Consider the following 23,904-nt stretch of genomic DNA (forward strand, 5'->3'; position numbering starts at 1 on the left):
CGAGGATTTCGGTAAAATTCATTTTATTTTACAATTTTATACTGACAGTACTGTTTTACTTTCATAGTCTTACAGATAGAACGTTTTATGAACAAAAAAAGATCTTTTATACTATCTTTATTTTTGATTCTATTTGGAGTTTCTATTTTTTCAGTAGAAAATCCTTCATTCGGCCCGTTCGAACCGTATCATCTTTCCCGTAATTTCGATCTCAATCATCAAAAATATCTACAAGTAATTGCAATTCCTTATAAAGATCCGATGGAACTCAAACTAGGACCGGAAAACAATTCTATTTCTGATAAAGAATCAGTAGAAACTAATTTTATACAAACTCCCAGACTTTCTTTTTCCGGAATGTTTCAGCCTTTTTTATTTTCCGTAGTTCCAAGAGAAAGGATTCAATTTTTACCAGTTTCCGAAACCATTTTTGTAAACGATGTTTCATCTCGAAACGGCAAACTAGTTTCGGGAGCCTTTTCCGAAAAAAGAACAATGGATCGTATTACAGATTCTAGAAATCAAATTCCCGGTTTCGGTTTAACGAATTGGAATTTAAACTCTCTTCAAAATGGAAATAGTTCCGGAGTTATGTTTCTTTACATGAAACGTCACGCAGGATTAGAAATGGATTTTAATGCAAGAATGATCGGCAACCAAGCGGGTCTTGCATTTTTAGAATCCGCAAGATCCACGATTGCATTCAATTATTCTGTATTTCCAGAAATTGGAGAAAGTTCTAAAATGAATTTCTTTCTTCAATTTTCGAGCATCAAACGATTTCAGGATAAGGGTTTAAGTTATGGGGAACCCGGAAATAATTTTCGCGGTATGAAATCCTACGAATACTATCTAAATCCAGGTATTTCTTTTTCATCCAGAAACTTAAGTTTAGAAGGTATGATTCGAGTTCCAGTTCCAATTGCAGCCCAACTTGGAGGAGAACAACATCAATGGATGCAGGATGTTCAAGGAATTCTTGGAATCAAATATAGTTTTTCGGAAACTTCTTCAAAGTAAAAAATATTCTGAGTTTCTTTCATTATTGGCGTATCTTTCAATCCAATTGAGATGATTAAATTTGTTCATACCATAACGCGAGTTAGTTTGTAATAGAAATTTTGAAATTTTTTTCTTAAAGTAAGAGTTCCTACATTTTTACGAACCTGCTCAAGAGAATTCTTGAACTTTTAAAAATTTCACTGTAATACGACTTAATCTGTGGTAGTTCCCACATTTCAAAGTTTTACCGTAAAATTTAAATTTGTGAGAGTTCCCACAGATTAAGTCGCATTACAAATACTGAAACATTTATTTTTAGTAATTTTGAAATTGTATGAGTTCCCACATTTTCAAAATCTAACTACAAAACATAAACATGAGATAGTTCCCAATTTTATTTTTTACGAAAAAATCCAGGTTTTATAAAATCAAACTCTTATGTGGGCCTATAAATGATTCCTAACTTATTTATACAATACCTTGTTTTTTCAAAGAGAACGTAAGATCCATCTTACTGATTAAATGTTTTGCTCTTCCAAAACGAATCACACTCTCCGGTTTCGCACTCTGATCTGTATGATAAATTTCTAAACAAGTTTCTATCACCGGACAAGAACGATCCGTACAACCGATTTCAATAATTTTTAAAATTTCGTTTCCTTGGAATTTTAGAGATGTTCTAAGCCAGGAGATTAACATTGGATGAAACGAAAATTCTTCGGTACTTTTACGAGTCTCCGAATATACGGGAGCATGATTGTGCACCGAAGAATGATTGGAAATCTCAGGATCCATACTTTTTTAATTAGACTAAAAATTACATCCACATTCTCAAAAGATATTCACAAAACTTAATTTTACTTCATCAAAAAAGATAAATTACCGGAATAGATTCTTATATTTTTCAACGTACCGCAGAAACCGCAAGAGGATCATAGGCCAGATTTGGAGCTAACCAACGCTCTACCACTTCTACACTCATTTCTTTTCGTTTTGCATAATCTTCAATTTGATCCCGGTTGATCTTTGCCACCGCAAAATATTTTGATTTAGGATGTGCAAAGTAAAGCCCACTGACTGAACTCGCGGGCCACATTGCAAAGTGTTCCGTTAGAGTAATTCCGGTATTTTTTTCCACTTGCAACAAATCGAATAGAACTCTTTTTTCAGTATGATCGGGAGAAGCTGGATATCCAGCCGCAGGACGGATTCCCCTGTATCGTTCGCGGATCAGATCTTCTGGAGAAAGATTTTCGTTTTTGTCGTATCCCCAATATTCTTTTCGAACTTTATAGTGCATGTATTCCGCAAACGCTTCCGCAAAACGATCACCTAACGCCTTTGCCATGATTGAATTATAATCGTCTTGATTATTTTCAAATTGTTTTGCAAATTCTTCCACTCCGTGTCCTGCAGTTACGGCAAACCCCCCTATATAATCAATTCTTCCAGATTCTTTTGGAGCCACGTAATCCGCCAAACAATAATTAGGCTCCGTTTCATCTTGTTTTTGAATTTGTTGACGAAGTGTATGAAATACAGTCAACAACTTAGAACGATTCTCGTCTTCATAAACCTCTATATCGTCCCCTACTGAATTTGCAGGAAAAATTCCGATTACACCCTTGGTCTTAAAAAGTTTTCCAGTCGTGATCGTCTTCATCAACTTTTGTGCGTCCGCAAAAAGTTCCCTCGCTTGTTTTCCGGTCGTTTCACTTTCTAAGATCGCAGGGTATCTCCCTTTAAGTTCCCAAGCGGTAAAAAAAGGAGTCCAATCAATAAAGGGAACTAACGTTTCTAAAGACACTTCCTCATCAAAAACCTTGATGCCGGTAAAAGAAGGTCTATCTATAACGGTAGTAGACCAATCGATCGGATCGCAATTTTCTCTAGCCTGTTCCAAAGAGATCAATTTACGTTCTGCTCTTGTGTTAAAATAATTTTCCCGAGCAACTTTTTGATCTTCCTTTACCTTTTGAAAATACGACTCGTGTAAATCTGGATGTAATAATTGATTTACTACATTTACAACCCTAGACGCATCCACTACGTGTACAACCGGATGATCATAAACGGGCGCAATTTTAACCGCGGTATGAGCGGAACTTGTAGTCGCTCCTCCGATCAACAAAGGAATTTCCAAACCGATTCGTTTCATTTCGGATGCTACGTGAACCATTTCGTCTAAAGAAGGAGTAATTAAACCGGAAAGACCAATGATATTTACGTTATGTTTCTTTGCTTCTTCTAAAATTTTATCAGAAGGAACCATCACACCTAGATCAATCACCTCATAGTTGTTACACGCAAGTACTACACCCACAATATTTTTTCCGATGTCGTGAACGTCTCCTTTGACAGTAGCGATTAAAAACTTAGGGCGAACGGAAACTTTTTCCGATCGGTTCTTTTCTTCTTCCATAAACGGCAAAAGATAAGCCACTGATTTTTTCATGACCCTTGCACTTTTTACTACCTGAGGAAGAAACATCTTTCCCGCACCAAACAACTCGCCTACAATTTTCATTCCGTCCATCAGAGGGCCTTCGATGACGGTTAACGGACGTCCGTATTTGAGTCTGGCTTCCTCAGTATCCTGATCAATGTATTCTACAATTCCTTTTACAAGAGCGTGAGAAAGTCTTTCTTCTACCGAAGTACCTTCTCTCCAAGTTTCTTCTTTTTTTTCAGTCTTGTCTCCGGCAGCCTTTACGTTCTCCGCAAATTCTACAAGACGTTCAGTTGCATCCGGTCTTCTATTTAAAATTACATCTTCAACATATTCTAGTAGATCTTTTGGAATTTCTTCGTAAACCGCAAGCATTCCAGCATTTACGATAGCCATGTCGAGTCCGGCACCGATAGCATGATATAAAAATACGGAGTGCATTGCCTCTCTCACTGGATTGTTTCCGCGAAAAGAAAAAGAAACGTTAGATAAACCGCCTGATACCTTTGCGCCAGGACAAAGTTTTTTAATCTCCCGGACCGCTTCTATAAAGTCCATCGCATAATTATTATGTTCTTCGATTCCGGTTGCAACGGTGAGAATATTCGGATCAAATATAATATCAGTTGGACTAAAGTTCGCTTTTGTTACAAGAAGGTCATACGCCCTTTTACAAATTCGAACCTTATCTTCTTTGGTTGCGGCCTGCCCCTTTTCGTCAAATGCCATTACGATCGCGGAAGCTCCGTATCTTTGGATTTTCCTAGCGTATTCTAAAAACTTATCTTCTCCTTCTTTTAAAGAAATAGAATTTACAATCGGCTTTCCTTGGATACATTTCAAACCTTCTTCTAAAACACTCCACTTGGAAGAATCGATCATAAATGGAACCTTAGCAATATCCGGTTCACCTGCGATCAAATTTAAGAAATGTTTCATAGACGCTTCACCGTCTAACAAGGCTTCGTCGAAGTTAATATCGATTATGTTGGCTCCAGCTTCTACTTGTTGTAAGGCAACTGAAACGGCTTCTTCAAAGTTTCCTTCTATAATTAGTTTTTTGAATTTAGGAGATCCAGTAACGTTAGTCCTCTCGCCTACTAATAAAAATCCTTTATCGGAAGTAATATTCAAAGGTTCTAAGCCTGAAAGTTTAGTCACCTCTTCTATTTTAGGAAGGGTTCTAGGTTTTTTACCTCGAACCGCTTTAGCAGCCTCTGTAATATGTTCCGGTGTGGTTCCACAACAACCCCCGGCAATATTCAACCAACCTGAATTTGCAAATTCTTGAATGTATTTTCCAAATTCTTCTGGAGTTTGATCGTATCCACCAAATGCGTTTGGCAACCCCGCGTTCGGATAACAACTAATATAACAAGGTGAAATTCTTGCCAGTTCTTCAATATAAGGACGCATCTCATCGGCCCCAAGAGCACAGTTGATTCCCACAGAAAGAGGATTACAATGTGCAATGGAATTATAAAACGCTTCCACGGTTTGACCGGAAAGAGTTCTTCCAGAGGCGTCCGTAATTGTCACGGAAAGGCAGACCGGAATTCTAACTTGCAAATCTTCAAATACTTGTTCGATCGCAAAGATCGCCGCTTTTAAGTTCAAAGTATCAATGTTTGTTTCCGGAAGAAGTAGATCCACACCCGATTCTACAAGTGCTCGCGCTTGTTCATAAAATGTGGCAACTAAATCGTCAAAAGTTACCGCACGAAACGCGGGATTATTTACATCTGGAGAAAGTGTAGCGGTTTTAGTAGTCGGACCAATTGCACCTGCAATCAAACAAGGATGATTAGGATTGGTTTTCTGAAATTTTGTAATCGCATTACGCGCGCAAACGACCGCGGCTTTGTTTAAATCCGCGACTAAAAATTCGGTTTTATAATCACCCTGAGAAATTTGGTTTGAACTAAACGTGTTCGTCTCTACAATGTTAGCTCCCGCTTCTAAAAATTTCAAATGAATCGATTCGATTACGTCCGGTCTAGTCAAACAAAGAAGTTCGTTGTTTCCTTTTAAAGGATGAGGGTGATTTTTAAGAATTTCTCCTCTAAAATCTTCTTCCTGTAGAGAAAATCTTTGGATCATAGTGCCCATTGCGCCGTCTATGACTAAAATTTGTTTTTCGAGAAGGGAAAGCAGTTCCTTAGAGGAAGGATTTGTATAGTTCTGAACTTTATAAACCATGAGCAAACTTCTTTGATAATTTTAAAAACAGTATAACTTTATATTCTAATATTCAGGATTTATACACCCCTCTTTTTTGAGAGGAATTTTTACGTCCAGAATCGCAGGATAACATTTCGCTTTTTGAGCGTTTGCCTCGATCCAATCCCGCCAGACAAAAGGCACTTCGTAATCCGGATAAATTGCATCTACCGGACATTCTGGTCTACATTTGTTACAATCAATGCAGACAGAAGGTTCAATATATAAACAGTCGGCCCCCTCTCGAAAAGCCTCCACGGGGCAAACTGCGGCGCAGTATGTATATTTACAATTCCTGCAAGGTTCTGTAACAACATAAGCCATTGTTTTTCGAGAGACGGACAACCCAAAGTCCGCCATTCGGAAAAATTTAGGATCAATATCTGTAATGATCCGGTTTGAAAGGCCCGTTGATAGGAACTCCCAGATAGTCCGCTTGTTTTTGATTCAGTTTTGTTAAACGAACTCCCAACTGTTCAAGGTGAAGAGCCGCCACTTTCTCGTCCAAATGTTTTGGAAGGGTATAAACACCTAACTCGTATTTGTTGTTGTAAAGTTCGATCTGAGCCAATACCTGATTGGTAAACGAACAAGACATTACAAAAGAAGGATGACCCGTAGCACAACCTAAGTTTACAAGACGACCTTCCGCAAGAACGATGATAGATTTACCGTCCGGGAAAGTGTATTTGTCTACTTGAGGTTTAATTTCTTTTTTAGTTACACCTTTTTCGCCGTTTAGTCTGGACATTTGGATTTCTGTATCAAAGTGTCCAATGTTACAGAGAATTGCCCCGTCTTTCATCGCCTTCATGTGTTCTAAAGTAATGATATCATCATTACCAGTTGCAGTTACTACGATGTCCACTTGTTCGATGATGTCTTCTACACGAAGAACTTGATAACCTTCCATAGAAGCTTGAAGAGCACAGATCGGATCGATTTCGGTTACGACCACTCTTGCACCAAAGTTACGAAGAGAAGCCGCGGAACCTTTACCGACGTCTCCAAAACCACAAACTAGAGCCACTTTGCCTGCGAGCATAACGTCTGTTGCTCTTTTGATTCCGTCTGCGAGAGATTCACGGCATCCGTATAAATTGTCAAATTTGGATTTAGTAACGGAATCATTTACGTTAAAAGCAGGAATTTTCAGTTCTCCTTTTTTAAGTAGTTTGTAAAGACTCTTAACGCCTGTGGTAGTTTCTTCGGAGATACCTCGGATTTCGCTTAACAATTTAGGATACTTTTCGTGAATATATGCTGTAAGATCTCCTCCATCATCAAGGATCATGTTTGGTCCTTTGTCTCCAAAGAAAATGGTCTGTTCAATACACCACCAATATTCTTCTTCGGTTTCACCTTTCCAAGCGAAAACGGGAACCCCAGCCTTAGCGATTGCAGCAGCAGCATGATCTTGAGTTGAAAAGATATTGCAAGAAGACCATCTCACCTCCGCCCCTAGTTCCGTCAGGGTTTCAATTAGTACCGCGGTCTGGATTGTCATATGAAGGGATCCGGCGATTCTTGCGCCAGCCAAAGGTTTTTTACCTTTGTACTCTTGTCTTAACGCCATAAGACCTGGCATTTCTTTTTCCGCCAGAATGATCTCTTGTCTTCCCCACTCAGCTTGGGAGAGATCTTTTACTTTATAGCCTAAGCCTTTTTCTTGTGTTATTGCGGACATTTTAGTCCTCCTTTTTCTTTGCTTGAATGATCAAAATTTTAAAAACATTGCCCGTATCAAATTCTTCGTAAGAAACAACTCTAAAACCGGAAAGTTCCAGCCAATCTTGCAAAAGTGAATAATCAAATCCCAACCAAAGATCAGAGAAACTATCTCTCATAAACTCTTGGTTGTGTTTTTTCAAATCTACAAGACAAAAGGTCCCACCAGACTTTAGAATTTTATAAATTTCGCGAATAACCGTAGGTGGATTGGAAAGATGATGGAGTACCATAGAAGCGACGACCGCGTCCGCTTTTTCTTTGGCATAAGAAGCCACATTTTCCAAAGGAGAACGGATAAAAGATACATGAGAATTTCCTGTAAATACAAGTCCCGCCTCTTCCAACATCTTTGGAGAAGAATCGATTCCAATCACTTGATCCGATTTTGTCAAAAGATAAGGAATCAAACCTCCGGGCCCACAACCCAGATCGTAAATTAACGAGGAAGAATCCGGTAAATAAGAAAGAATTTTTTTACGATAAATTGCAGGATCTAATACATCCTTTTGAATCGATTCCCAGTCGTGTGCTACATTATTAAAATAGAATGTGTTTCTCTGATCCCTTCTAGAAAGAATTTCTGAAATTTGGGTCTGATCTTCCGATCTAAATGGAAGGTTTTCTTTATAATTGAGAAGAAGTTCAGTAATTTCCAAAGAAAAATCAGGGGTTCTCTTTTCTTCTGGAATCCTGTAATAAACCCAAGAACCTTCTCTTTCCGGAATTAAAAAACCCGCGTCGGTTAAAATTTTAAGATGTCGGGAAACTCTAGATTGTCCCATTCTTAAAACCTCTGTAATTTCCTGTACATTCAAAGGGGATAAAGATAAAATGTGTAGAATTCGAATTCTAGTTTCATCCGAAAGCGCTTTGAGCGCGGAAAGAATCTGTTTGGGACCATTTCCAGAATGAATTTTGGCTTCTAAGAGTTGTTCCACCAAGTACAGGATATCAAGATATCCTGATATCTGCAAGTTTTTTATGGATCCAAATACACTTTTACTTAGAAAATGAACGTGCTTTTAACTTTTTTTATTTCTTAAAATTGTATGAGTTCCCACAATTTTAGGGATTTTGTCTATAAAATCAAGATTTGCAGTAGTTCCCACAGATTAAGTCTCATTACAAATTTTTAAACTATCACTTTGTAATTTAGCTTTTGTATGAGTTCAAACACCTTATTTTTAACGTGAGTTCGACGTAAGAAAATTGGGGCGAATAATAAACTCAATGCAACGCGACCCGTAGGAAAGTGTTGTGCTGAGTTTCAAACGCTTTCGTAAAAAGCGTTTTACTGAGTTTTTTTCGCTCCAATTCCTTCGGAATTTTTCAAACTCAATGCTGCTCACTATGGATCGCAGCATAATAATCGCTTTCGCATTTGTTATGCCGAACTCACTTTATTTTTAGGAAAAAATCGGATTTTATAAAACACACCGAACTTACGTTAAATTACGTATTCTATAATTAAATTTCTAAATTATTTTTTAAAGTGAACTATAAATTTTACTTGAAAATTAATATGACCAGTCGTATTAGATTACTGACTCAAAGTTATATAATAGATGATTGCTGCTAATTTTTAACACAAAGACTATTTGAGCGTAAAACATTAGGAAATTCTGTTATATAGCTTATCAGTAAAAGGAAGGATTTTTTTAACTCTATAACTGTAGTATAAAAAAATTTCAGAACCTCAAACGATGTTTTAACTCAATAAGATGAAAATTTCTGCAACCCAATCCGCAACCAAAAGAAAATCTATACTTCAAACAGGAATTGATCTTATCCGACAAAACGGTCCAGTAGGAATCCAAGAGATCGCAGACAAGGCAAAAATTCCCAAAGGATCTTTTTACAATTATTTTTCTTCTAAAGATCAATTTCTAATCGAGGCTTTAGAAGAATATACACAAAACGCAATCCTTTGGAACAATCAAACTCTGGAAAAAGGGAAACGAAAACTATACTATTTATATGAACAAAAAGTAATTTTAGAAAAGAAGTTTTTACAAGATGGTCTTTCCTGTCTAATCAACGTACTTTCCCAATACTCTTCTCCAAAACAACAAAAACTGAGAAACAAACTAAAACTGAGAAACAAACTAAAACTTTCTTTGGATTCTATATCAAAAGGAATTTTTAATTCTCTTCGTTTAAATCCAAAAAACTCGTCCAATGAAATTTTAATTCATATTCAGATTTTAGAATCTTCTTGGAGAGGCGCAATGCTTCTTGCAAAAGCTACTGGTGACTCATCCTATCTTGAAAATTTTTTATTCGTTCATCAAAAACTGATCAAAGAATGTATATAAAATGATTTTTATATTTTATAATATTAGTCAAACAGAAATTTTATGCAAGAGTTTCACTTGGCCGTTTCAAAGTTATCTCAAAAATGATTTAAAACATTTTAGAAAAATTCCTTGTAGACGGAATGGAAAATTTTGGAAACCGTTTCTAACATTTTTAAATTCGGATCTAATGATTAGAATTGTTAAAAAATTAATTCTTCATAAATTTCTGTTTTATAGAAACGGTTGATTGAAGCAATTTTGTTGATCTGGACAACAACTCATTATATAGCTTTTATAGGGAGCGATCATTGAATTCAGGAATAACAATTCTACTACTTAGAGAAATATTACAAATTTACTATAAAATACAAAGCCAAATTACTTAAGATATATTAAATATTAGGAAATTAGAATGAAACTAGAAAAGTTAACCGAAATCAGACAAGGGCATTCGACACAAATTACAATTCGATGGGATGAATTGGACCCAAACGGCCACGTGAATAATAAAAATTTTCAAGGCTATTTAGACGAGGCTCGCATGAGAGCCATGCGAGATTGGGGTTTTTCTATGGAAAAATTAAAAATACAAAATTTTGGACCGGTGATTCTTTCGATCCAATTAGATTTTAAAAGGGAAATTAATTATCCGGAAACAATCTTAATCGAATCCGATCTGTTTTTAAAAACAGCGACTCGCGCCGTATTTCAACAAAAAATCATTTGTCAGAGCAATCAGACAGTTTCGTGTAACGCAAGTACAGATTGGGTAATTCTAAACCTAAATTCAAAACGACCCGCTAAATTTTTAGAAACGATTGGTTTAGAAAAATCTTTTTAAAAGGAATTTTGAATGTTACGACGGTCGCAAAACAATAATTTTACTTAAAAATTTAATTTTTAGATTTTTATAGAAGTAAAAAAGATGATAGACGTATTAAATCAAAATTTTTGAAAGAAAGAAACTAGAAAACCTATATTTTCCCAGACGGCATCGGGAGATATATTTGATTTTTTTAATATCCCATCTCTATATTTCCCAGTTTTCACGAGAACTCCTCGAATACCACAGGCTTGTGCACCTCCTATGTCGGAATCCAGATCGTCCCCTATCATGATCGTTTGAGAAGCTTTGGCAGAAATCATTTTTAAAGCGGCGTTAAAAAATGCTTCTGAAGGTTTACCTATAATTTCCGCTTTGACCCCTGTCGAGTATTCAATCCCAGACACAAAAGCTCCTATATCCAACATCAATCCTTCTTTTGTCTGCCAAAATTTACCTTTATGAAGAGCGATCAGCCTGGCTCCATTTTTTACTTTTTGAAAGATCTCATTTAAAATTCTATAGTTCCATTCTTCTCCTATATCTCCGACTAACACCGCTTCGGGGGTCTTTAATTCTAAGTTAACTTCTTTCAAATCGTCTTGAATTTCTTTTTTGATAACGAAAAAGGTTTTTGGATTTCCTGTTTCTCTAATGTATTCTCCAGCCGCTCGAGGTGAATTCAGAATTTTTTCCTCTTCCGCCGGAATCCCTAAATCATTTAGGAATTCTGAAAGCTCCTTTCTCGATTTTGTAGTCGTATTCGTTAAAAACAGATATGGTATATGATTTTTTTTTAAATAAGAAACCGCTTCAGACGCACCCGGAAGAATAGTATTTCCGGTATACAATACTCCATCTAGGTCCAATAATACATTTCGGATTTTTGCATTCGTTTCCTTTTGTGGGGTTGTATTTTCATCCGTCATGATATATTATTCTAACGTATTTTTTGATTTTTGGGATTCTCTATTTTAAAATTTTTTACTATAGCGTATTCTATTTTTCTTAATCGTATACTTACGCTTAACTTTTATTTCTTTCTTGTTTTAAATCTATAAACAAGTTATATGGAATTTTATGGACTTCTAAAAAGTATACAACTTCCACATTACAGATAACGGCCTCAAATCCATTTTATTTTCTCAAAACTTGATAGAGACAAAGAACACAACTGTAAAATAAATTCGCCATTTCTTCTTTTAGTATTACACTTCCGTTTACTAGAATTGCGTTTTGATAAATCAAAAGCAGATGACTGTTAGGCGACAAATCAATTAACTTCCCTTCCAAAAAATAATCCGTCTTCTGTCAACAACTGTTATACGATTCTATCGATCTTCTAAATACGAATTCGAATTTATATAAGAAATGTATTTTAATTAGTAAGTGTCGAATTACTTCAGTGTATTTTCAAAAACAAGAAATACATTCGAGAAATTCTTTTTAAATTCGGAAAAATGTTTTCAAGTTAACCATATTATGATAAGTATTGTTCTTAAGTTTGAAGAGTTTATATTCTTCGGCTAATTTAATGAGCGTAAAAAAATATGGAAATCTACGAAAAAGAAAAACGGAAACTACTTTCAGCATCGACACCGGAGCAGTACATCGAATTATCCATCAAATCGAAACTGACCGGTCCTAAAAAATCTAGTATCACATCCGAATGGCTTACGTCTACCGGATATACGATCGACGATATTAAGTACGCAAGAAACCGACATCCCTTCTGGAGAAAGAAGAGAAATCAAGGTTCTTACGAACGTAACAGCAAACGTCTGGAACAACACAATTACTACAGATCTGATCAAAAGATCGTCTGGGATAAAACCAAATTAGCTAAGTTCTTTGATCTCAACTCTAAAGGTTTAACCGATCATGAATTGGCAAAAAACTTCAAAACTTCTATTCCAGCAGTGAATCATATACGCAGGAAGTTCCGCTTTGCTTCCGAACTTTTAAGACTCGACAAACAAAAACCGGCAAAGGGCGGCATCTTAAAACTTTGCTCCCACAGTGAATCGGTCTTAAAGAGGTTGATCCGGGAAAAAGAAGGGAAATAAATTTTCTTCTTTCGAGAACTCTTTTAGTCCCGGTCTTAAGATCGGGGCTATCTTCTTTTGTTCATCCAAACTCATTCGGAAATTGTTCTCCATTTTTTGTTTTTTTAAACAATAGAAATCCTATCCCAGGAATCGCTTGCCGCAGAAAGGGGAGGTAAAACACTAACCGAATACTCTTGTCCCGGATCTTTGAATGCAAATAACAATTTCCAAAATTCGCTTTAATTTTAAAACGTTAATTCTCTTTTATCTTATTCAAAATCGAAGCTATAAAGTATCAAGATCTACTTTACGCGTTATACGAAATCATTTGTTCACTCTCATAATTCTTTGTAATTTTATTCCTTCCGTTCTTTTTTCCGCCCCCGTAGACGATTTTCTCAACCCCGAAAAAAAAAGAAAAACGAGAACTTCTTCTTCCCAAGATACAATTTCTAAAAAAAATCCACAGGAAAAAAAAGACTTAGACCCACCGCCAATCTCTAAAACATCGGATCAAAATTCTAAAATTACAAATCTCTCTAAATCCAAAAAAAAGAAATACGAAGACGCAATCCCTACCGTTAAAGACGACACTCCACCTACTCCGAGTTATACGATTCAATCCGCTTACGAATCCGTTTCGGGTGGTGGTGTTCCAGTTCTTTGTTATCATCATCTCGCGCCCCAAGGCGGACCTATGGGCGGTTACAATCTTCACCCAAATCTTTTAGAAGAGCAGTTTAAATTTCTAAAAGCCGCCGGTTACCAAACGGTTCGTTTAGATCAATTTTATTCTTATATCAACGGTAAAAAACCTTCCGACTTTCCAGATAAACCAATCCTTTTGACTTTTGACGACGGTTCTAAAACCCACTGGGAAGTTTTAGTTCCATTGTTAAAGAAATACGGCTTTACCGCTTCTATATTTATTTATCCGTCGATCATTTCTTCCGGTAAAAAATATTACATGACCTGGGATCAGTTAAATAACGCTTTGGATAGCGGTGTTTTAGATTTAGGATCTCATACGTTATACCATCCTAAACTTCCAACGATGAGCCGTGCTTTAATTCGAAAGCAACTTTTAGAATCTAAACAAATTTTAGAAACTAAAACTGGTAGAAAGGTAATCGATCTCGCTTATCCTTTTGGTCTTTTTGATCCTAGAGTGATCGAAGAAGCCAAAGCGATTGGCTATAGAATGGCGTTTACAGTAAATCCTGGAAAAAATCTTCCTGGCACACCCATTTATAACATACATAGATCTTTGGTTCCTTGGGGACAATCTCAGTCCTCGTTTAACTCCATTTTGACGATGGCTCCTCCTTCTAAAATTTCCATTTCTATCCAAGACGGTTCCTGGGTAAAAGCAGGTCAGGAATTTAAAATTCATCTTGAAGGAGTTCAACCGGAGTCGGTAACCATCCAAATCAAAAGTAAAAATGTGATTTCAGAAGTTCAATTTCCAGATTTTACCGTTAAAATTCCTGACTTTTCTAAAAAGTCCACGTTTCTTCCTTTGATGATACAAGCTAAAACGAAGGAAGGAAAACAAATTCAATATCAGTATCTTTTTATCAATCAAAAAGAATTTAAAAAACATCCGGACGGCATTTTTTAAATTCTTACTTGAGTTTTATATTATGATCTCTGAATGTTTTTAAGTATGAGTTTCAGAGATCATTTTTCCTCCCATTCTTCTTTTTATTCTGAATTTAGACCCGGTTATCCTAAGGATCTATTCTATTATTTAAAAAGTTTGGTTCCTAACGGTAAAGTGGCTTGGGATTGTGGTACTGGAACCGGCCAAGCTGCAGCTTCTTTAGGAGAACTTTTCGAAAAAGTAATTGCGAGTGATCCTAGCGAAAATCAGATAGCCAACGCAGAACCTCACCAAAATGTTGAATATAGGGTTTGTAAGGCCGAAAATTCTACATTAGAAAATCATAAAGTAGATTTGATTACTGTCGCACAGGCATTTCATTGGTTTGATTTTGAACCATTTTACAAAGAAGTGATTCGAGTCGGAAAGAAAAAAGGAATTCTTGCCATCTGGGGCTACGGACTACATTCGATTTCTTCTGAAATTGATCGGCTCGTGAATAAACTCTACGAAGAAATTGTGGGTTCATATTGGCCCGCAGAAAGAAAATATGTAGAAGAAAAATATAAAACTATTCCTTTTCCCTTTGAGGAAATTATTCCTCCTTCTTTTAGCATGAAAGAAGAATGGAATATAGATCAATTATTGGGTTATCTAAGAACTTGGTCCAGCGTTCAAAAATACATTCAAAAAAATGAATTCGATCCGGTGCTTTTAGTCGAAGAGGATATTCGAAATTCTTGGGGTTCCATTCAGACAAGAAACGTAGAATGGCCTCTCTTTTTTAAAATCGGGAGACTTCCAGATTGATTCCTTCATCTGGAGAAACGATTCGTTTTTGGTTCCTAAGTTTCGACAATCCCGTCAGACATATGAATCTTATGTATAAAGCCCTTATAGAAAAAAATAGATCGGTAAAGATCAATTGCGTCATGCGTTAAATTACTGTATCTTTCTTCCGGATCCGGGAGCACAACACTTACAACGTATTTAGTTGGATTTTACATGGAACCCGCAGGAGGAATCTTTGCTGGTCTCCTTTTTATCCTTCCCCCGTTTTTATTTTTATAGGAATTAGAATATTCTATTTCTTGTATATTCTTTAGTGGAATCTTTTTTTAGAAATCGATCTGATTTTTCATTTATGAGTTCTGGTATAAATTCCATCCCAGTTTTTTTCTGGAGGATTTCGTTTGTATTCTTCACAACGTTCGATCAAAAGGACCGCCGCCTTATCCTGAACACCTCTAGTAATCTGTGAACTTTCAAATAATTCCTGTGCCAAAGACCATTCTCGATTGAGATATGCTTCAAAGCCTTTAGAAAATTCTAATACAGAAGCTTCTAATCTTTCTGGAACGTTGTCCGCTCTTCCAATCAGCTCATAAAGTTGAACCGATTCATTTTTCCCTTTGACTCGAACCACATCCAAAAGTCTGGTAAAAAATTCTTCCTTGATTTCGTGTTGAACGGATTCACTCACTAAAATACTAACTCCGTAATCTTTACCCGCAGCTTCGAGCCTTGCCGCAAGATTTACTGTGTCCCCCATCATCGTATAAGCCGAAATAGAATCGGTCCCCATAAAACCTACTTTTGCAAGACCCGTGTTGAGTCCGATCCTAATCTGCATTTCTTGCGCTTCTACAATATAAACCTTTTTTGCTTTCCATTCCTGTCTGAGTCTTTCAAGGGTTTCAATCATCTCAACTGCAGCACGCGCCGACTTGATAGAGTGTTCATCCACTTCCACGGGCGCATTGAATATTCCCACAATTGCATCTCCGATATATTTATCTAAAACTCCTTCGTGTTTTTTTAATATTAACGTCATAGTCGAAAGATATTCGTTTAACAAAGAAGCCAGCTCGATAGAAGTTAACTTTTCGCTAATATTCGAAAAATTTGCTACGTCCGAAAAAAAAGCGGTAATTCTTTTTTCACTTCCGCGTTTAAGAGCCGCCAGATCGACCATTGCTTCTTTGACCACCACTGGATCAATCATCGTCCCTAATATATTTTTGATTTTTTCTCTTTCTTTTAAACCAGTGACCATAGAATTTAAAGCTACCGTCAGAGTTCCAAGTTCATCCTTACCACCTTGTTCAAATTGAACTTCCAAATTTCCCTGACCTACTTCTTTTGCGTGAAATATGATCCGTTTGATTTTTTGAACCACAAAACCAGAAATTAAAATCGCAAATATAAGAGAGGCTACACAAATCAGTAAGGCTGTGGCAATCGCCGAATTTTTATTTTTCTGAATGGTCTCCAATCCTTCGGTTCGGTCAACTATGGTTCTTGAAATTCCAGAAAGATTGGCAGATAATATCGTCGAACTTACATCGTCTCCAGATTCTACAAAGAGAGGTTTAGAATCCAAGTTCCAAAGAATTTCCTCCGCTTCTACTCTTGAATGTGAAATGATTCCGTAAGAAATCAATTTTTTAAGTTGAAGGGTTGGAGTTTCACTTCTACCGGAATAAATCCATTCCCGGATGGATCTCCATCTTTCCTTGGATAAATTTTGTTCCTTTGGATACTTTAGATAATCGGAATAGTTTCCAGAATTCTGACTAAATCGCAATACAATCAGATCCTCAAGTCCTGCGTTTCTAAGTTCGCCTAACGCGTCTATGAGAATATCTTTTTCACTTTGAATCGGGAAGGAGACAGAACGAGCTCGTTGATGTATATTCGATTTTTTTGATGTTTCTTGAATACTTTTTTTATCTTCGGAATATTCGTTTTTAAACGTTTCAAATACGGTTTGTCTTTCCTCAATCAATTTAGAATAACGAGCGTATAGATCATTAAAAGTTTTATCTCTAAAAGGAGGAACCGGAGGTTTTTTTTCCTTTAATTCTTTTACCTTTTTTTTCAAAGGGGCCACAAGATCTCGAATTTTGAGAGCAATATTAGCATCCTGTTGCAGATAACGTTTTACAAAATCTGGCAATTCTTTTTTAAGTTGATCGGCCCGTTGGGTGGAATTTTGATTTTTAAAAATTGGAGAATATAATACCTGTAGCTCCATTTTACCAACCGTATGTGAATTTTTATTTGTATCTTGTGAGAAGTCTAAGGACAGGATTTTTGAAATTGAATCCTTCAGACTTATGTCTATATCGTTTAAAAATATATTAGAATTAATTGAAACTTCTGGTTTAAAAATTTTTGTATCGAACGAAGGGGTCAAATTTTCTCTGCTTTGATTCAAAACCACAGGAAAAGTTTGAATTCTATATTGAGACATGTTGAGTCCAAGCTCTTCTATCTTTTTGTGTTGTTTAGGAAGTGAAAGTTCTAGAATAGATCGATCCAGTTGGTTTCTAGTTTTTTCGATTTCTTTTTTTAAGTAATCCATTGTCTGTTCTAAATTCTGTTTATCTTTTTCGGAAGTTTTTTCTGAAACATGCAACTCTTCCAATTTTTGTTTTTGTTCATTCAAATCCGCTTCCAAAACAACAACTTGATGAGCAATATTTTTAAGTTTAGAATACGTTTGATCCGAAATGGCAAGACCATTTGGATCTTTTAATAAAAATTTAGTATTCTTTTCGAGTTCATCTATATCCGTTTTAGAAAGATAAACAGAATAGTATGTTTCTTTAATGGAAGACTTACGTTCTTTTCCTAAAACTCCGAAAAGTTTCGTTTTAAATCCGAAAAGATTAAGTTCTTTTGTTTCCTGAGTAACCACTTTTGTTCTATATTTACGTAGAGCTTGGCTTTGACGTTTGACCTTTTCTCGAAACGATTCTACACGAATCAAACTGTTGGAAAAATTTTCCAATTCAAGCACCAAACCTGAAATATAATGTCTGGAAATAGAGGCTTCCTTTTCGTAATTCTGTGTAAGAATTTCGGTTTGTTGATGAACATCGATCGCGGTAAGAATCATAACCGTAAAAGCGATCAACGTTCCCGTAAAGATGGCGAGTTTAGCTCTAATTCCTAAATAAAAAAGATTCCTAAAATGGCCAATCCATTCGAATTGATTCCGGATTTTTTTTAGAAGAGACAACGTTTGTGGTTTGATCTGATCTGTAATCACTGGGATATCCTTGTTTGAGAGATCTAACGTGTAAGTCTCAAAACGGATCTTTCAGTATAAAGAATTTTTAGAAACGGTAAATTCGATTTTTTATCTAGGAATCAATTTAGATTCAAAAATTTTCTCGACTGAATTCAAGGTTTTCATAAAGTTCTCTCCGCTATGAAAACCGCCACCATTCCAAAAATCCAAACTAAAACTTTATACAACGTTATGAAAGCTTCCGCGGAAACTTTTGCAGATTCGACCGCACAATACTATAAACCAGACGGTAAAAATTATCAGGCAAATAGTTTCAAAAACCTTTATGAAACAGTTCAACAAATTGGCTGTGGATTGATCTCTTTAGGTATAGAACCGGGAACTCCGATTGGTTTGATCGCAGACTCGGGAGCTCGCTGGCTTTGGTGTAGTATGGGAATCACAAATATAGGTTGTGTGGACGTACCAAGAGGAACGGATTCTACTGCGGATGACCTGCGTTATATTCTTAATCACGCAGAGTGTTCGATCGCTTTTTTAGAAAACGAAATTGCCTTAAAAAAAGTTTTAAATCAGAAATCTGAATTCCCTCATCTTAAAAAGATCATCTTGTCCGATCAAAAAGGGACACTTGAAGATACAAAACCTTTTGAAATCATTTTGTTAAACGAATTAATTGAAAAAGGCAAAGCCTGGATACAAAACAAAGGAAGAGATGAATTTCATAAAAGAGGTTCTGCAATCCTCGAAGAAGATCTGGCTACGATCGTCTATACATCAGGTACAACTGGAAAACCCAAAGGTGTGATGTTAACTCATAAAAACATAGTGTTTAACGTAGACAGCGCTTTACAAGGAGAGGATTTAAACGTATATCCTACCGACAGAAGTATGGCGTATCTTCCTCCTTGGCACATTGCGGAAAGACTTGTAGAAACCGTTTGTATTCGTGCAGGAGGAGCGGAAGCGTTCACTTCCATTTCTACTTTAAGTCAAGATCTTGCAGATATAAAACCTACGTTGTTACTTTCGGTTCCTAGAGTTTGGGAAAGTCTTTATAATAAGATTCATGATAAAGTAAGAAATTCTTCTCCAGTCCAACAGGCCTTATTTGGAGCGTTCAAGGAAATTGCAATTACTTATTACAAACATCTTTCTAGGTTGCAAGATTTGGAATATTCCTTAGTAGAACAATCCACCTTTGCTTCTTTGTGGCAAAAGTTAATTTCATTTTGGATCGTAATCCTTCTTTGGATTCCGAATCAAATCTCTCAGCTCGCTTTCAATAAAATTAAACAAGGATTAGGTGGAGAATTGAAATTTGCACTTTCCGGAGCTGGAGCTTTACCTCAATATATAGATACGTTTTTTAACGCGATTGGAATTCCAATTTTAGAAGGTTACGGAATGACAGAGTTATCCGGTATTTCTACAAGAAGAATTCTAGGGAAAATTACGGTAGGAACTCTAGGTCGTTGTATTCCAGGAGTTCAAATCAAACTGATGGACGAAAAAGGAAATGAAATTACTAAACCAGGAATCAAAGGAATCGCCTGGCACAAAGGAGATCACGTAATGAAGGGTTACTATAAAGAACCCGAAAAAACGAAAGATATTTTGAGTTCGGACGGATGGTTGAACTCTGGAGATCTTTTAGCTTGGACAACTTCAGGAGAATTAAAATATTCCGGAAGAGCCAAAGACACGATTGTACTTTTAGGTGGAGAAAATTTAGAACCAGAACCTATTGAATTCGCTCTGGTTCGAAGTAGATTTATACAACAAGCGATGGTAGTCGGTCACGATCAAAAAACACTTGGAGCCTTGATCGTTCCGGATAAGGAGATTTTAGAAAAATATCTAAAAGAATCTAAATCTAAAATGTTAAACGAAGTAGAAAATTTAAACAGAGACTCGGATATAATTACACTTTTTAAAAACGAAATTAAAACGTTTATATCAAGCGAAAACGGCTTTAAGAATTTTGAAAAAGTTTCCAATTTTAGAATTCTAAATAAGAAGTTTGAACCTGGAGACGAATTAACACAAACGATGAAAATTAAACGAAACGTAGTCGCGGACAAATATAAAAAAGAAATAGAAGAAATGTATCGGTAAATGTAACCCTTGCGAAATTGAATCCGAAGGTTTCAAAGAATCTCAGGAGAAACCTTTGTCTACAACCGATTCTGTCAAAAAAAAACTATTGCTCAATTGTTTAAGAGGTATCGTAGCATTTACATTTTTGCAGACACTATTCTATAAATTTACAGGAGCTCCGGAATCAGTTGTAATTTTTTCCAAGCTTGGGATGGAGCCATGGGGAAGAATCGGAACCGGTATTTTAGAATTTGTCGTTTCAATTTTATTGTTTATACCTGGTTGGAATTGGTTGGGTTCTTTACTTGGGTTGGGTCTTATGTCTGGCGCGATTTTTTCTCATGTATTTGTAATCGGGATTGAACAAGAAAACGATGGAGGATTGCTCTTTTTTATAGCACTGAGTAATGCAGTTATATGCACACTACTTTTGTGGCAAGAAAAGGAAACTTTAACGACGATTTTGCGAAAGCACTTTCAAAAATAAACTTTTCTAGAATTTTGAACTCATTAAACTTTCAATAAAAATGGAGGATTTTTATGGGAGAAGAACAAGCAAAAATTCATGCATTGAATAAAATTGTTTCTATCATAGACGAAAAAGCTTCCATCTACAAAAACGAAAGAAAGTCTATGCCTTCTGCGCGTGCAATCGCCGAAAAAAAACTGATTTTAGATCTAATAGACGACGGGATGAAACTCGCCAAAACGATCCAACCAAAACCTACCGATCTAATCCAAGATCTGGAAAAACTAAATAAGCAATTTATGAATTTATAATATTATATAAAACTTACTCTTAAGAAATAGAACAATAGAACTTATTGATCAGAGCGAGGGTCCGGTCCGGCTGTCTGTGGCAAGCCGGATTCGCCCAGATTTTCTTAAGCCGCGCTCACGTTAGGCAAATCTCCGTTTTTAGGAAGAACAATTTGTATTAGAGTTGTTGAAGATTAGGTTTCCGTTGTATTAAAATAGAAGAATTGAAGCAGTTTTGCAAATCCCACTATAAAAAATTTTTTAAAATTGTAACTTGAGTTCAACGCGATCTGTCGAGCGCCAATAGAAGCGAGACGCTTTAGTTCGGAGAGCATGGCTTGAAGTTCCCTCGCATTGATCCCTTTCGCGTTATACGCACTTGAAAACATAAAAATATTATGATAAATTTATTTTAAAAATTCGAATTTGAATTTTAAAATAAATCAACAATTTCCAATGAGGCGTAATTTTTTGGGAACTTATACATTCTTGCAAAATTAATTGTTAACTTTTAAAATCATTTTCATATATAAGAGTAGATCTATTCTTATATATGATTTTTAACTACTTGCCAAAACACACGCAGTCGCGGATCGGATTCCGTCCATCGCCGCAGATATAATTCCACCCGCGTAACCCGCACCTTCCCCACATGGATAAAGTCCTTGGATTTGAACATGTTGTAAAGAATTAGGATTTCTCGGAATACAAACGGGCGAAGAAGTCCTCGTCTCCGGAGCGTGAACAACTGCCTCGTTTGTCAAATAACCTTTCATAGAACGATCAAATTCTTGAAAACCTTTTTGCAAAGATTGATAAACGAAACGAGGGAGAACATCGTCTAACACAACCGATGTGATCCCAGGAGTATAGGAAGTTTTAGGTAGATCGATAGATAACTTGCCTTGAACAAAATCCACAAGCTTTTGTGCTGGAGCTTTTTGTGTGCGACCACCCGCAAACCAAGCTTTTCTTTCGATCTCTTTTTGAAACTCCATCGCAGCCAAAGGACCAAATTTGGAAAAAGGTTTAAAATCTTCCGGTTTTAACTCTACAACAATTCCGGAGTTTGCGGAAGGCCTTGCTCTTTTAGAAGAAGACCATCCATTTGTAACTATTTCCTCCGGTTTAGTCGCACAAGCAGCGATTACACCTCCAGGACACATACAAAAAGAATACACACCTCTTCCATCTACCTGTTTTACAATATTATAAGGAGAAGGAGGAAGATAAGAACTTCTGACTTCACATCTATATTGAATGGAATCGATTAAAGATTGACTATGTTCTACTCTAACACCCACAGCAATCGGTTTGAGTTCGAGCTCGATTCCTTTTTGATGAAGCAACTCGAAAACATCTCTTGCAGAATGTCCGGTAGCTAAAATTATATTTTTTGCATATATTTTATCCCCATCTTTCGTAACCGCTCCTTGAATTTGATTTCCGTTTAACAATAAATCGGTGACTCTCTTTTCAAAATGAACCTCCCCTCCCATTTCTATAATTTTCTCCCGGATGTTTTTTACAATTTTAGGGAGTTTATTGGTACCTATATGGGGGTGAGCTTCCACGAGAATGTCTTTGTTTGCCCCAAAACCTACGAGCCATTCTAAAATTTGACGAACGTTCCCTCTTTTTTTGGATCTGGTATAAAGTTTACCGTCTGAGTATGTTCCTGCCCCACCTTCTCCAAAACAATAGTTCGAATCTTCGTTTACGTTATGGTGAATATTAACTTCTTTGAGATCGAAAGGACGTTTCATCACATCCTTACCTCTTTCTAAAAGAATCGGTTTAAAACCCGAAAGAATCAGTTGAAGACAAGCAAAAAGACCTGCCGGACCCGCGCCAACTACAATCACTTCTTTAGCGTTAGACACATTTGGAAAATCAGGAAGAACAATCTGTTTCTCTATGTAATTCTCTCCGATAAAAACCAAAACTTTCAGATTGAAGTAGATTGTTTTTTGTCTTGCATCAATAGAACGGTTCAAAATTTCAATATGATGAATTTCTTGTATTTCAATTTTTAAAGTTTTAGAAATAAACGTCTTGAGCGTTTCATATTCGCCTGCGACTTCTGGAACCACACGGAGCTGAAGTTCTTGTATCATAATAATACTTCTTTTTAAAAAAAGGATGTAAGAACAATCTCAATTTATAAACTCAAAAACGAAAGTGTACGTTTGATTAAACATTTTTGTGTGATAATTTTAAAAGTTCAGGTAGTTTTTTAATCAAGACTAAAACAAAATAACCCAACTAAAATATAAGTTAAAAGAAAACAAACTGAAGCACTCTCATTGGTTCTGTGTTTCAATTAAGAGCGTCAATAATTCTTGAAACTTTTCATTTTGAAAATCATGATACAGAGCTGATTCTCCGGGAGTTATATAAATGATTCCATGATCTAAAATTTGCAATCTTCTGCCATGATTAAAATCAACAAGAATTCCTTTACTTGGAAGAGTCACATAATAAAAACCCCATCCTTTTTTTAATTTTGCAATCCATTTCCAAACGAGAGAATTTTCTTTATATTCTATATTTATCCATTCGTAAGATCGATCTTCCAATTGATAACTTCTAGGATCGATTAAAGTTACATGGATTTTTTTTAGGGATAGAAAGTTCTATTTCAGAATCACAAAACTGTAAAAAAGGAAAAATCAAAACCAAAATGAAATAGAAAAATCGGATTGTAGACCTACTAATAATAAATTTAGTTTTTAAAAATCTAAGAGACAAAGTATTTACCCTAAACTATACAACAGAACACAAAATCTTTTACACTCAAACAGTTCTTTGTAAAAAAATTTACGACTATTTA

18 protein-coding genes and 2 pseudogenes are annotated in these 23,904 nt (G+C 36.0%); 10 read left to right on the forward strand and 10 right to left on the reverse strand.

Annotated elements, in window-relative coordinates; genetic code table 11:
- Positions 1 to 87: 87 nt before the first annotated feature.
- Complete coding sequence (locus LEP1GSC059_RS08830; protein ID WP_002179833.1) at positions 88 to 1,020, forward strand: LIC_20087 family outer membrane protein; 933 nt, start codon at positions 88 to 90, stop codon at positions 1,018 to 1,020.
- A 450-nt stretch (positions 1,021 to 1,470) separates the two neighbouring features.
- Here the strand turns inward: LEP1GSC059_RS08830 and LEP1GSC059_RS08835 are convergent, their stop codons facing one another.
- The 6 genes from LEP1GSC059_RS08835 to LEP1GSC059_RS21710 all read right to left on the reverse strand — a co-directional run bounded on the left by LEP1GSC059_RS08835 (position 1,471) and on the right by LEP1GSC059_RS21710 (position 8,766).
- The gene (locus LEP1GSC059_RS08835; protein WP_002179688.1) at positions 1,471 to 1,797 is read right to left on the reverse strand and encodes a hypothetical protein; all 327 of its coding nucleotides are present in this window, start codon (positions 1,795 to 1,797) and stop codon (positions 1,471 to 1,473) included.
- A 109-nt stretch (positions 1,798 to 1,906) separates the two neighbouring features.
- Positions 1,907 to 5,650 (reverse strand): methionine synthase, encoded by a 3,744-nt coding sequence (metH, locus tag LEP1GSC059_RS08840; protein ID WP_017213541.1) that lies wholly within the window; start codon positions 5,648 to 5,650, stop codon positions 1,907 to 1,909.
- A 45-nt stretch (positions 5,651 to 5,695) separates the two neighbouring features.
- Positions 5,696 to 5,995 (reverse strand): indolepyruvate ferredoxin oxidoreductase subunit alpha, encoded by a 300-nt coding sequence (locus LEP1GSC059_RS08845; RefSeq protein ID WP_017213540.1) that lies wholly within the window; start codon positions 5,993 to 5,995, stop codon positions 5,696 to 5,698.
- A 52-nt stretch (positions 5,996 to 6,047) separates the two neighbouring features.
- Positions 6,048 to 7,358 carry an adenosylhomocysteinase gene (ahcY, locus tag LEP1GSC059_RS08850; protein ID WP_002179979.1) on the reverse strand — a complete coding sequence of 437 codons (1,311 nt, stop codon included), beginning with the start codon at positions 7,356 to 7,358 and terminating at the stop codon, positions 6,048 to 6,050.
- Between the two features lies 1 nt (position 7,359).
- Positions 7,360 to 8,343 (reverse strand): ArsR/SmtB family transcription factor, encoded by a 984-nt coding sequence (locus LEP1GSC059_RS08855; RefSeq protein ID WP_017213539.1) that lies wholly within the window; start codon positions 8,341 to 8,343, stop codon positions 7,360 to 7,362.
- 243 nt (positions 8,344 to 8,586) lie between these two features.
- On the reverse strand, positions 8,587 to 8,766 hold the full coding sequence (locus LEP1GSC059_RS21710) for a hypothetical protein (protein ID WP_081099772.1): 180 nt from the start codon (positions 8,764 to 8,766) through the stop codon (positions 8,587 to 8,589).
- 357 nt (positions 8,767 to 9,123) lie between these two features.
- Between LEP1GSC059_RS21710 and LEP1GSC059_RS08860 the strand changes: the two genes are divergently transcribed.
- The gene (locus tag LEP1GSC059_RS08860; protein WP_017213538.1) at positions 9,124 to 9,717 is read left to right on the forward strand and encodes a TetR/AcrR family transcriptional regulator; all 594 of its coding nucleotides are present in this window, start codon (positions 9,124 to 9,126) and stop codon (positions 9,715 to 9,717) included.
- A 394-nt stretch (positions 9,718 to 10,111) separates the two neighbouring features.
- Positions 10,112 to 10,540 carry an acyl-CoA thioesterase gene (locus LEP1GSC059_RS08870; protein WP_017213536.1) on the forward strand — a complete coding sequence of 143 codons (429 nt, stop codon included), beginning with the start codon at positions 10,112 to 10,114 and terminating at the stop codon, positions 10,538 to 10,540.
- Between the two features lie 101 nt (positions 10,541 to 10,641).
- Here the strand turns inward: LEP1GSC059_RS08870 and LEP1GSC059_RS08875 are convergent, their stop codons facing one another.
- Positions 10,642 to 11,451, reverse strand: a complete 810-nt coding sequence (locus LEP1GSC059_RS08875; RefSeq protein ID WP_017213535.1) for a TIGR01458 family HAD-type hydrolase — start codon at positions 11,449 to 11,451, stop codon at positions 10,642 to 10,644.
- 621 nt (positions 11,452 to 12,072) lie between these two features.
- Here LEP1GSC059_RS08875 and LEP1GSC059_RS08880 point away from each other — a divergent pair.
- From LEP1GSC059_RS08880 to LEP1GSC059_RS24190, 4 genes and pseudogenes are all read left to right on the forward strand, one after another.
- A complete protein-coding gene (locus LEP1GSC059_RS08880; protein WP_017213534.1) occupies positions 12,073 to 12,588 on the forward strand; it encodes an LB099 family protein in 516 nt (171 codons plus the stop codon).
- Between the two features lie 193 nt (positions 12,589 to 12,781).
- Positions 12,782 to 14,191 (forward strand): polysaccharide deacetylase family protein, encoded by a 1,410-nt coding sequence (locus LEP1GSC059_RS08885; RefSeq protein WP_036026944.1) that lies wholly within the window; start codon positions 12,782 to 12,784, stop codon positions 14,189 to 14,191.
- A 45-nt stretch (positions 14,192 to 14,236) separates the two neighbouring features.
- Positions 14,237 to 14,983 carry a class I SAM-dependent methyltransferase gene (locus LEP1GSC059_RS08890; protein ID WP_017213530.1) on the forward strand — a complete coding sequence of 249 codons (747 nt, stop codon included), beginning with the start codon at positions 14,237 to 14,239 and terminating at the stop codon, positions 14,981 to 14,983.
- Positions 14,980 to 15,270, forward strand: a pseudogene (locus LEP1GSC059_RS24190) (chromate transporter); the annotation flags it as partial. The gene LEP1GSC059_RS08890 and the pseudogene LEP1GSC059_RS24190, both read left to right, overlap by 4 nt.
- Before the next feature lie 41 nt (positions 15,271 to 15,311).
- Here the strand turns inward: LEP1GSC059_RS24190 and LEP1GSC059_RS08895 are convergent.
- Positions 15,312 to 18,230, reverse strand: a complete 2,919-nt coding sequence (locus LEP1GSC059_RS08895) for an adenylate/guanylate cyclase domain-containing protein (RefSeq protein ID WP_020980686.1) — start codon at positions 18,228 to 18,230, stop codon at positions 15,312 to 15,314.
- Between the two features lie 162 nt (positions 18,231 to 18,392).
- Here LEP1GSC059_RS08895 and LEP1GSC059_RS08900 point away from each other — a divergent pair, with 162 nt between their 5' ends.
- From LEP1GSC059_RS08900 to LEP1GSC059_RS08910, 3 genes are read left to right on the forward strand one after another with little or no spacing between them, the layout of a single operon-like run.
- Positions 18,393 to 20,330, forward strand: a complete 1,938-nt coding sequence (locus LEP1GSC059_RS08900; protein WP_020980724.1) for a long-chain fatty acid--CoA ligase — start codon at positions 18,393 to 18,395, stop codon at positions 20,328 to 20,330.
- A gap of 55 nt (positions 20,331 to 20,385) precedes the next feature.
- Positions 20,386 to 20,799, forward strand: a complete 414-nt coding sequence (locus LEP1GSC059_RS08905) for a DoxX family membrane protein (RefSeq protein WP_020980653.1) — start codon at positions 20,386 to 20,388, stop codon at positions 20,797 to 20,799.
- Between the two features lie 53 nt (positions 20,800 to 20,852).
- Entirely contained in the window at positions 20,853 to 21,092 is a 240-nt protein-coding gene (locus tag LEP1GSC059_RS08910) for a hypothetical protein (RefSeq protein ID WP_002179960.1), read from the forward strand.
- A 539-nt stretch (positions 21,093 to 21,631) separates the two neighbouring features.
- Here LEP1GSC059_RS08910 and LEP1GSC059_RS08920 read toward each other — a convergent pair.
- Both LEP1GSC059_RS08920 and LEP1GSC059_RS08925 read right to left on the reverse strand, forming a co-directional pair.
- Positions 21,632 to 23,188 carry an NAD(P)/FAD-dependent oxidoreductase gene (locus tag LEP1GSC059_RS08920; protein ID WP_017213526.1) on the reverse strand — a complete coding sequence of 519 codons (1,557 nt, stop codon included), beginning with the start codon at positions 23,186 to 23,188 and terminating at the stop codon, positions 21,632 to 21,634.
- 186 nt (positions 23,189 to 23,374) lie between these two features.
- Positions 23,375 to 23,822 (reverse strand): annotated as a pseudogene (locus LEP1GSC059_RS08925) (hypothetical protein).
- Positions 23,823 to 23,904 lie beyond the last annotated feature (82 nt).

The sequence above is a fragment of the Leptospira noguchii serovar Panama str. CZ214 genome (assembly GCF_000306255.2).
Lineage (GTDB): Bacteria > Spirochaetota > Leptospiria > Leptospirales > Leptospiraceae > Leptospira > Leptospira noguchii.

What these genes read in the sequence shown, in the direction of transcription:
- LEP1GSC059_RS08830 (WP_002179833.1), top strand. Translation starts at nt 88, where the DNA reads ATGAACAAAAAAAGATCTTTTATACTATCTTTATTTTTGATTCTATTT.
- LEP1GSC059_RS08835 (WP_002179688.1), bottom strand. Translation starts at nt 1,797, where the DNA reads ATGGATCCTGAGATTTCCAATCATTCTTCGGTGCACAATCATGCTCCC.
- metH (WP_017213541.1), bottom strand. Translation starts at nt 5,650, where the DNA reads ATGGTTTATAAAGTTCAGAACTATACAAATCCTTCCTCTAAGGAACTG.
- LEP1GSC059_RS08845 (WP_017213540.1), bottom strand. Translation starts at nt 5,995, where the DNA reads ATGGCTTATGTTGTTACAGAACCTTGCAGGAATTGTAAATATACATAC.
- ahcY (WP_002179979.1), bottom strand. Translation starts at nt 7,358, where the DNA reads ATGTCCGCAATAACACAAGAAAAAGGCTTAGGCTATAAAGTAAAAGAT.
- LEP1GSC059_RS21710 (WP_081099772.1), bottom strand. Translation starts at nt 8,766, where the DNA reads ATGCTGCGATCCATAGTGAGCAGCATTGAGTTTGAAAAATTCCGAAGG.
- LEP1GSC059_RS08860 (WP_017213538.1), top strand. Translation starts at nt 9,124, where the DNA reads ATGAAAATTTCTGCAACCCAATCCGCAACCAAAAGAAAATCTATACTT.
- LEP1GSC059_RS08870 (WP_017213536.1), top strand. Translation starts at nt 10,112, where the DNA reads ATGAAACTAGAAAAGTTAACCGAAATCAGACAAGGGCATTCGACACAA.
- LEP1GSC059_RS08875 (WP_017213535.1), bottom strand. Translation starts at nt 11,451, where the DNA reads ATGACGGATGAAAATACAACCCCACAAAAGGAAACGAATGCAAAAATC.
- LEP1GSC059_RS08880 (WP_017213534.1), top strand. Translation starts at nt 12,073, where the DNA reads ATGGAAATCTACGAAAAAGAAAAACGGAAACTACTTTCAGCATCGACA.
- LEP1GSC059_RS08885 (WP_036026944.1), top strand. Translation starts at nt 12,782, where the DNA reads ATGCAAATAACAATTTCCAAAATTCGCTTTAATTTTAAAACGTTAATT.
- LEP1GSC059_RS08890 (WP_017213530.1), top strand. Translation starts at nt 14,237, where the DNA reads ATGAGTTTCAGAGATCATTTTTCCTCCCATTCTTCTTTTTATTCTGAA.
- LEP1GSC059_RS08900 (WP_020980724.1), top strand. Translation starts at nt 18,393, where the DNA reads ATGAAAACCGCCACCATTCCAAAAATCCAAACTAAAACTTTATACAAC.
- LEP1GSC059_RS08910 (WP_002179960.1), top strand. Translation starts at nt 20,853, where the DNA reads ATGGGAGAAGAACAAGCAAAAATTCATGCATTGAATAAAATTGTTTCT.
- LEP1GSC059_RS08920 (WP_017213526.1), bottom strand. Translation starts at nt 23,188, where the DNA reads ATGATACAAGAACTTCAGCTCCGTGTGGTTCCAGAAGTCGCAGGCGAA.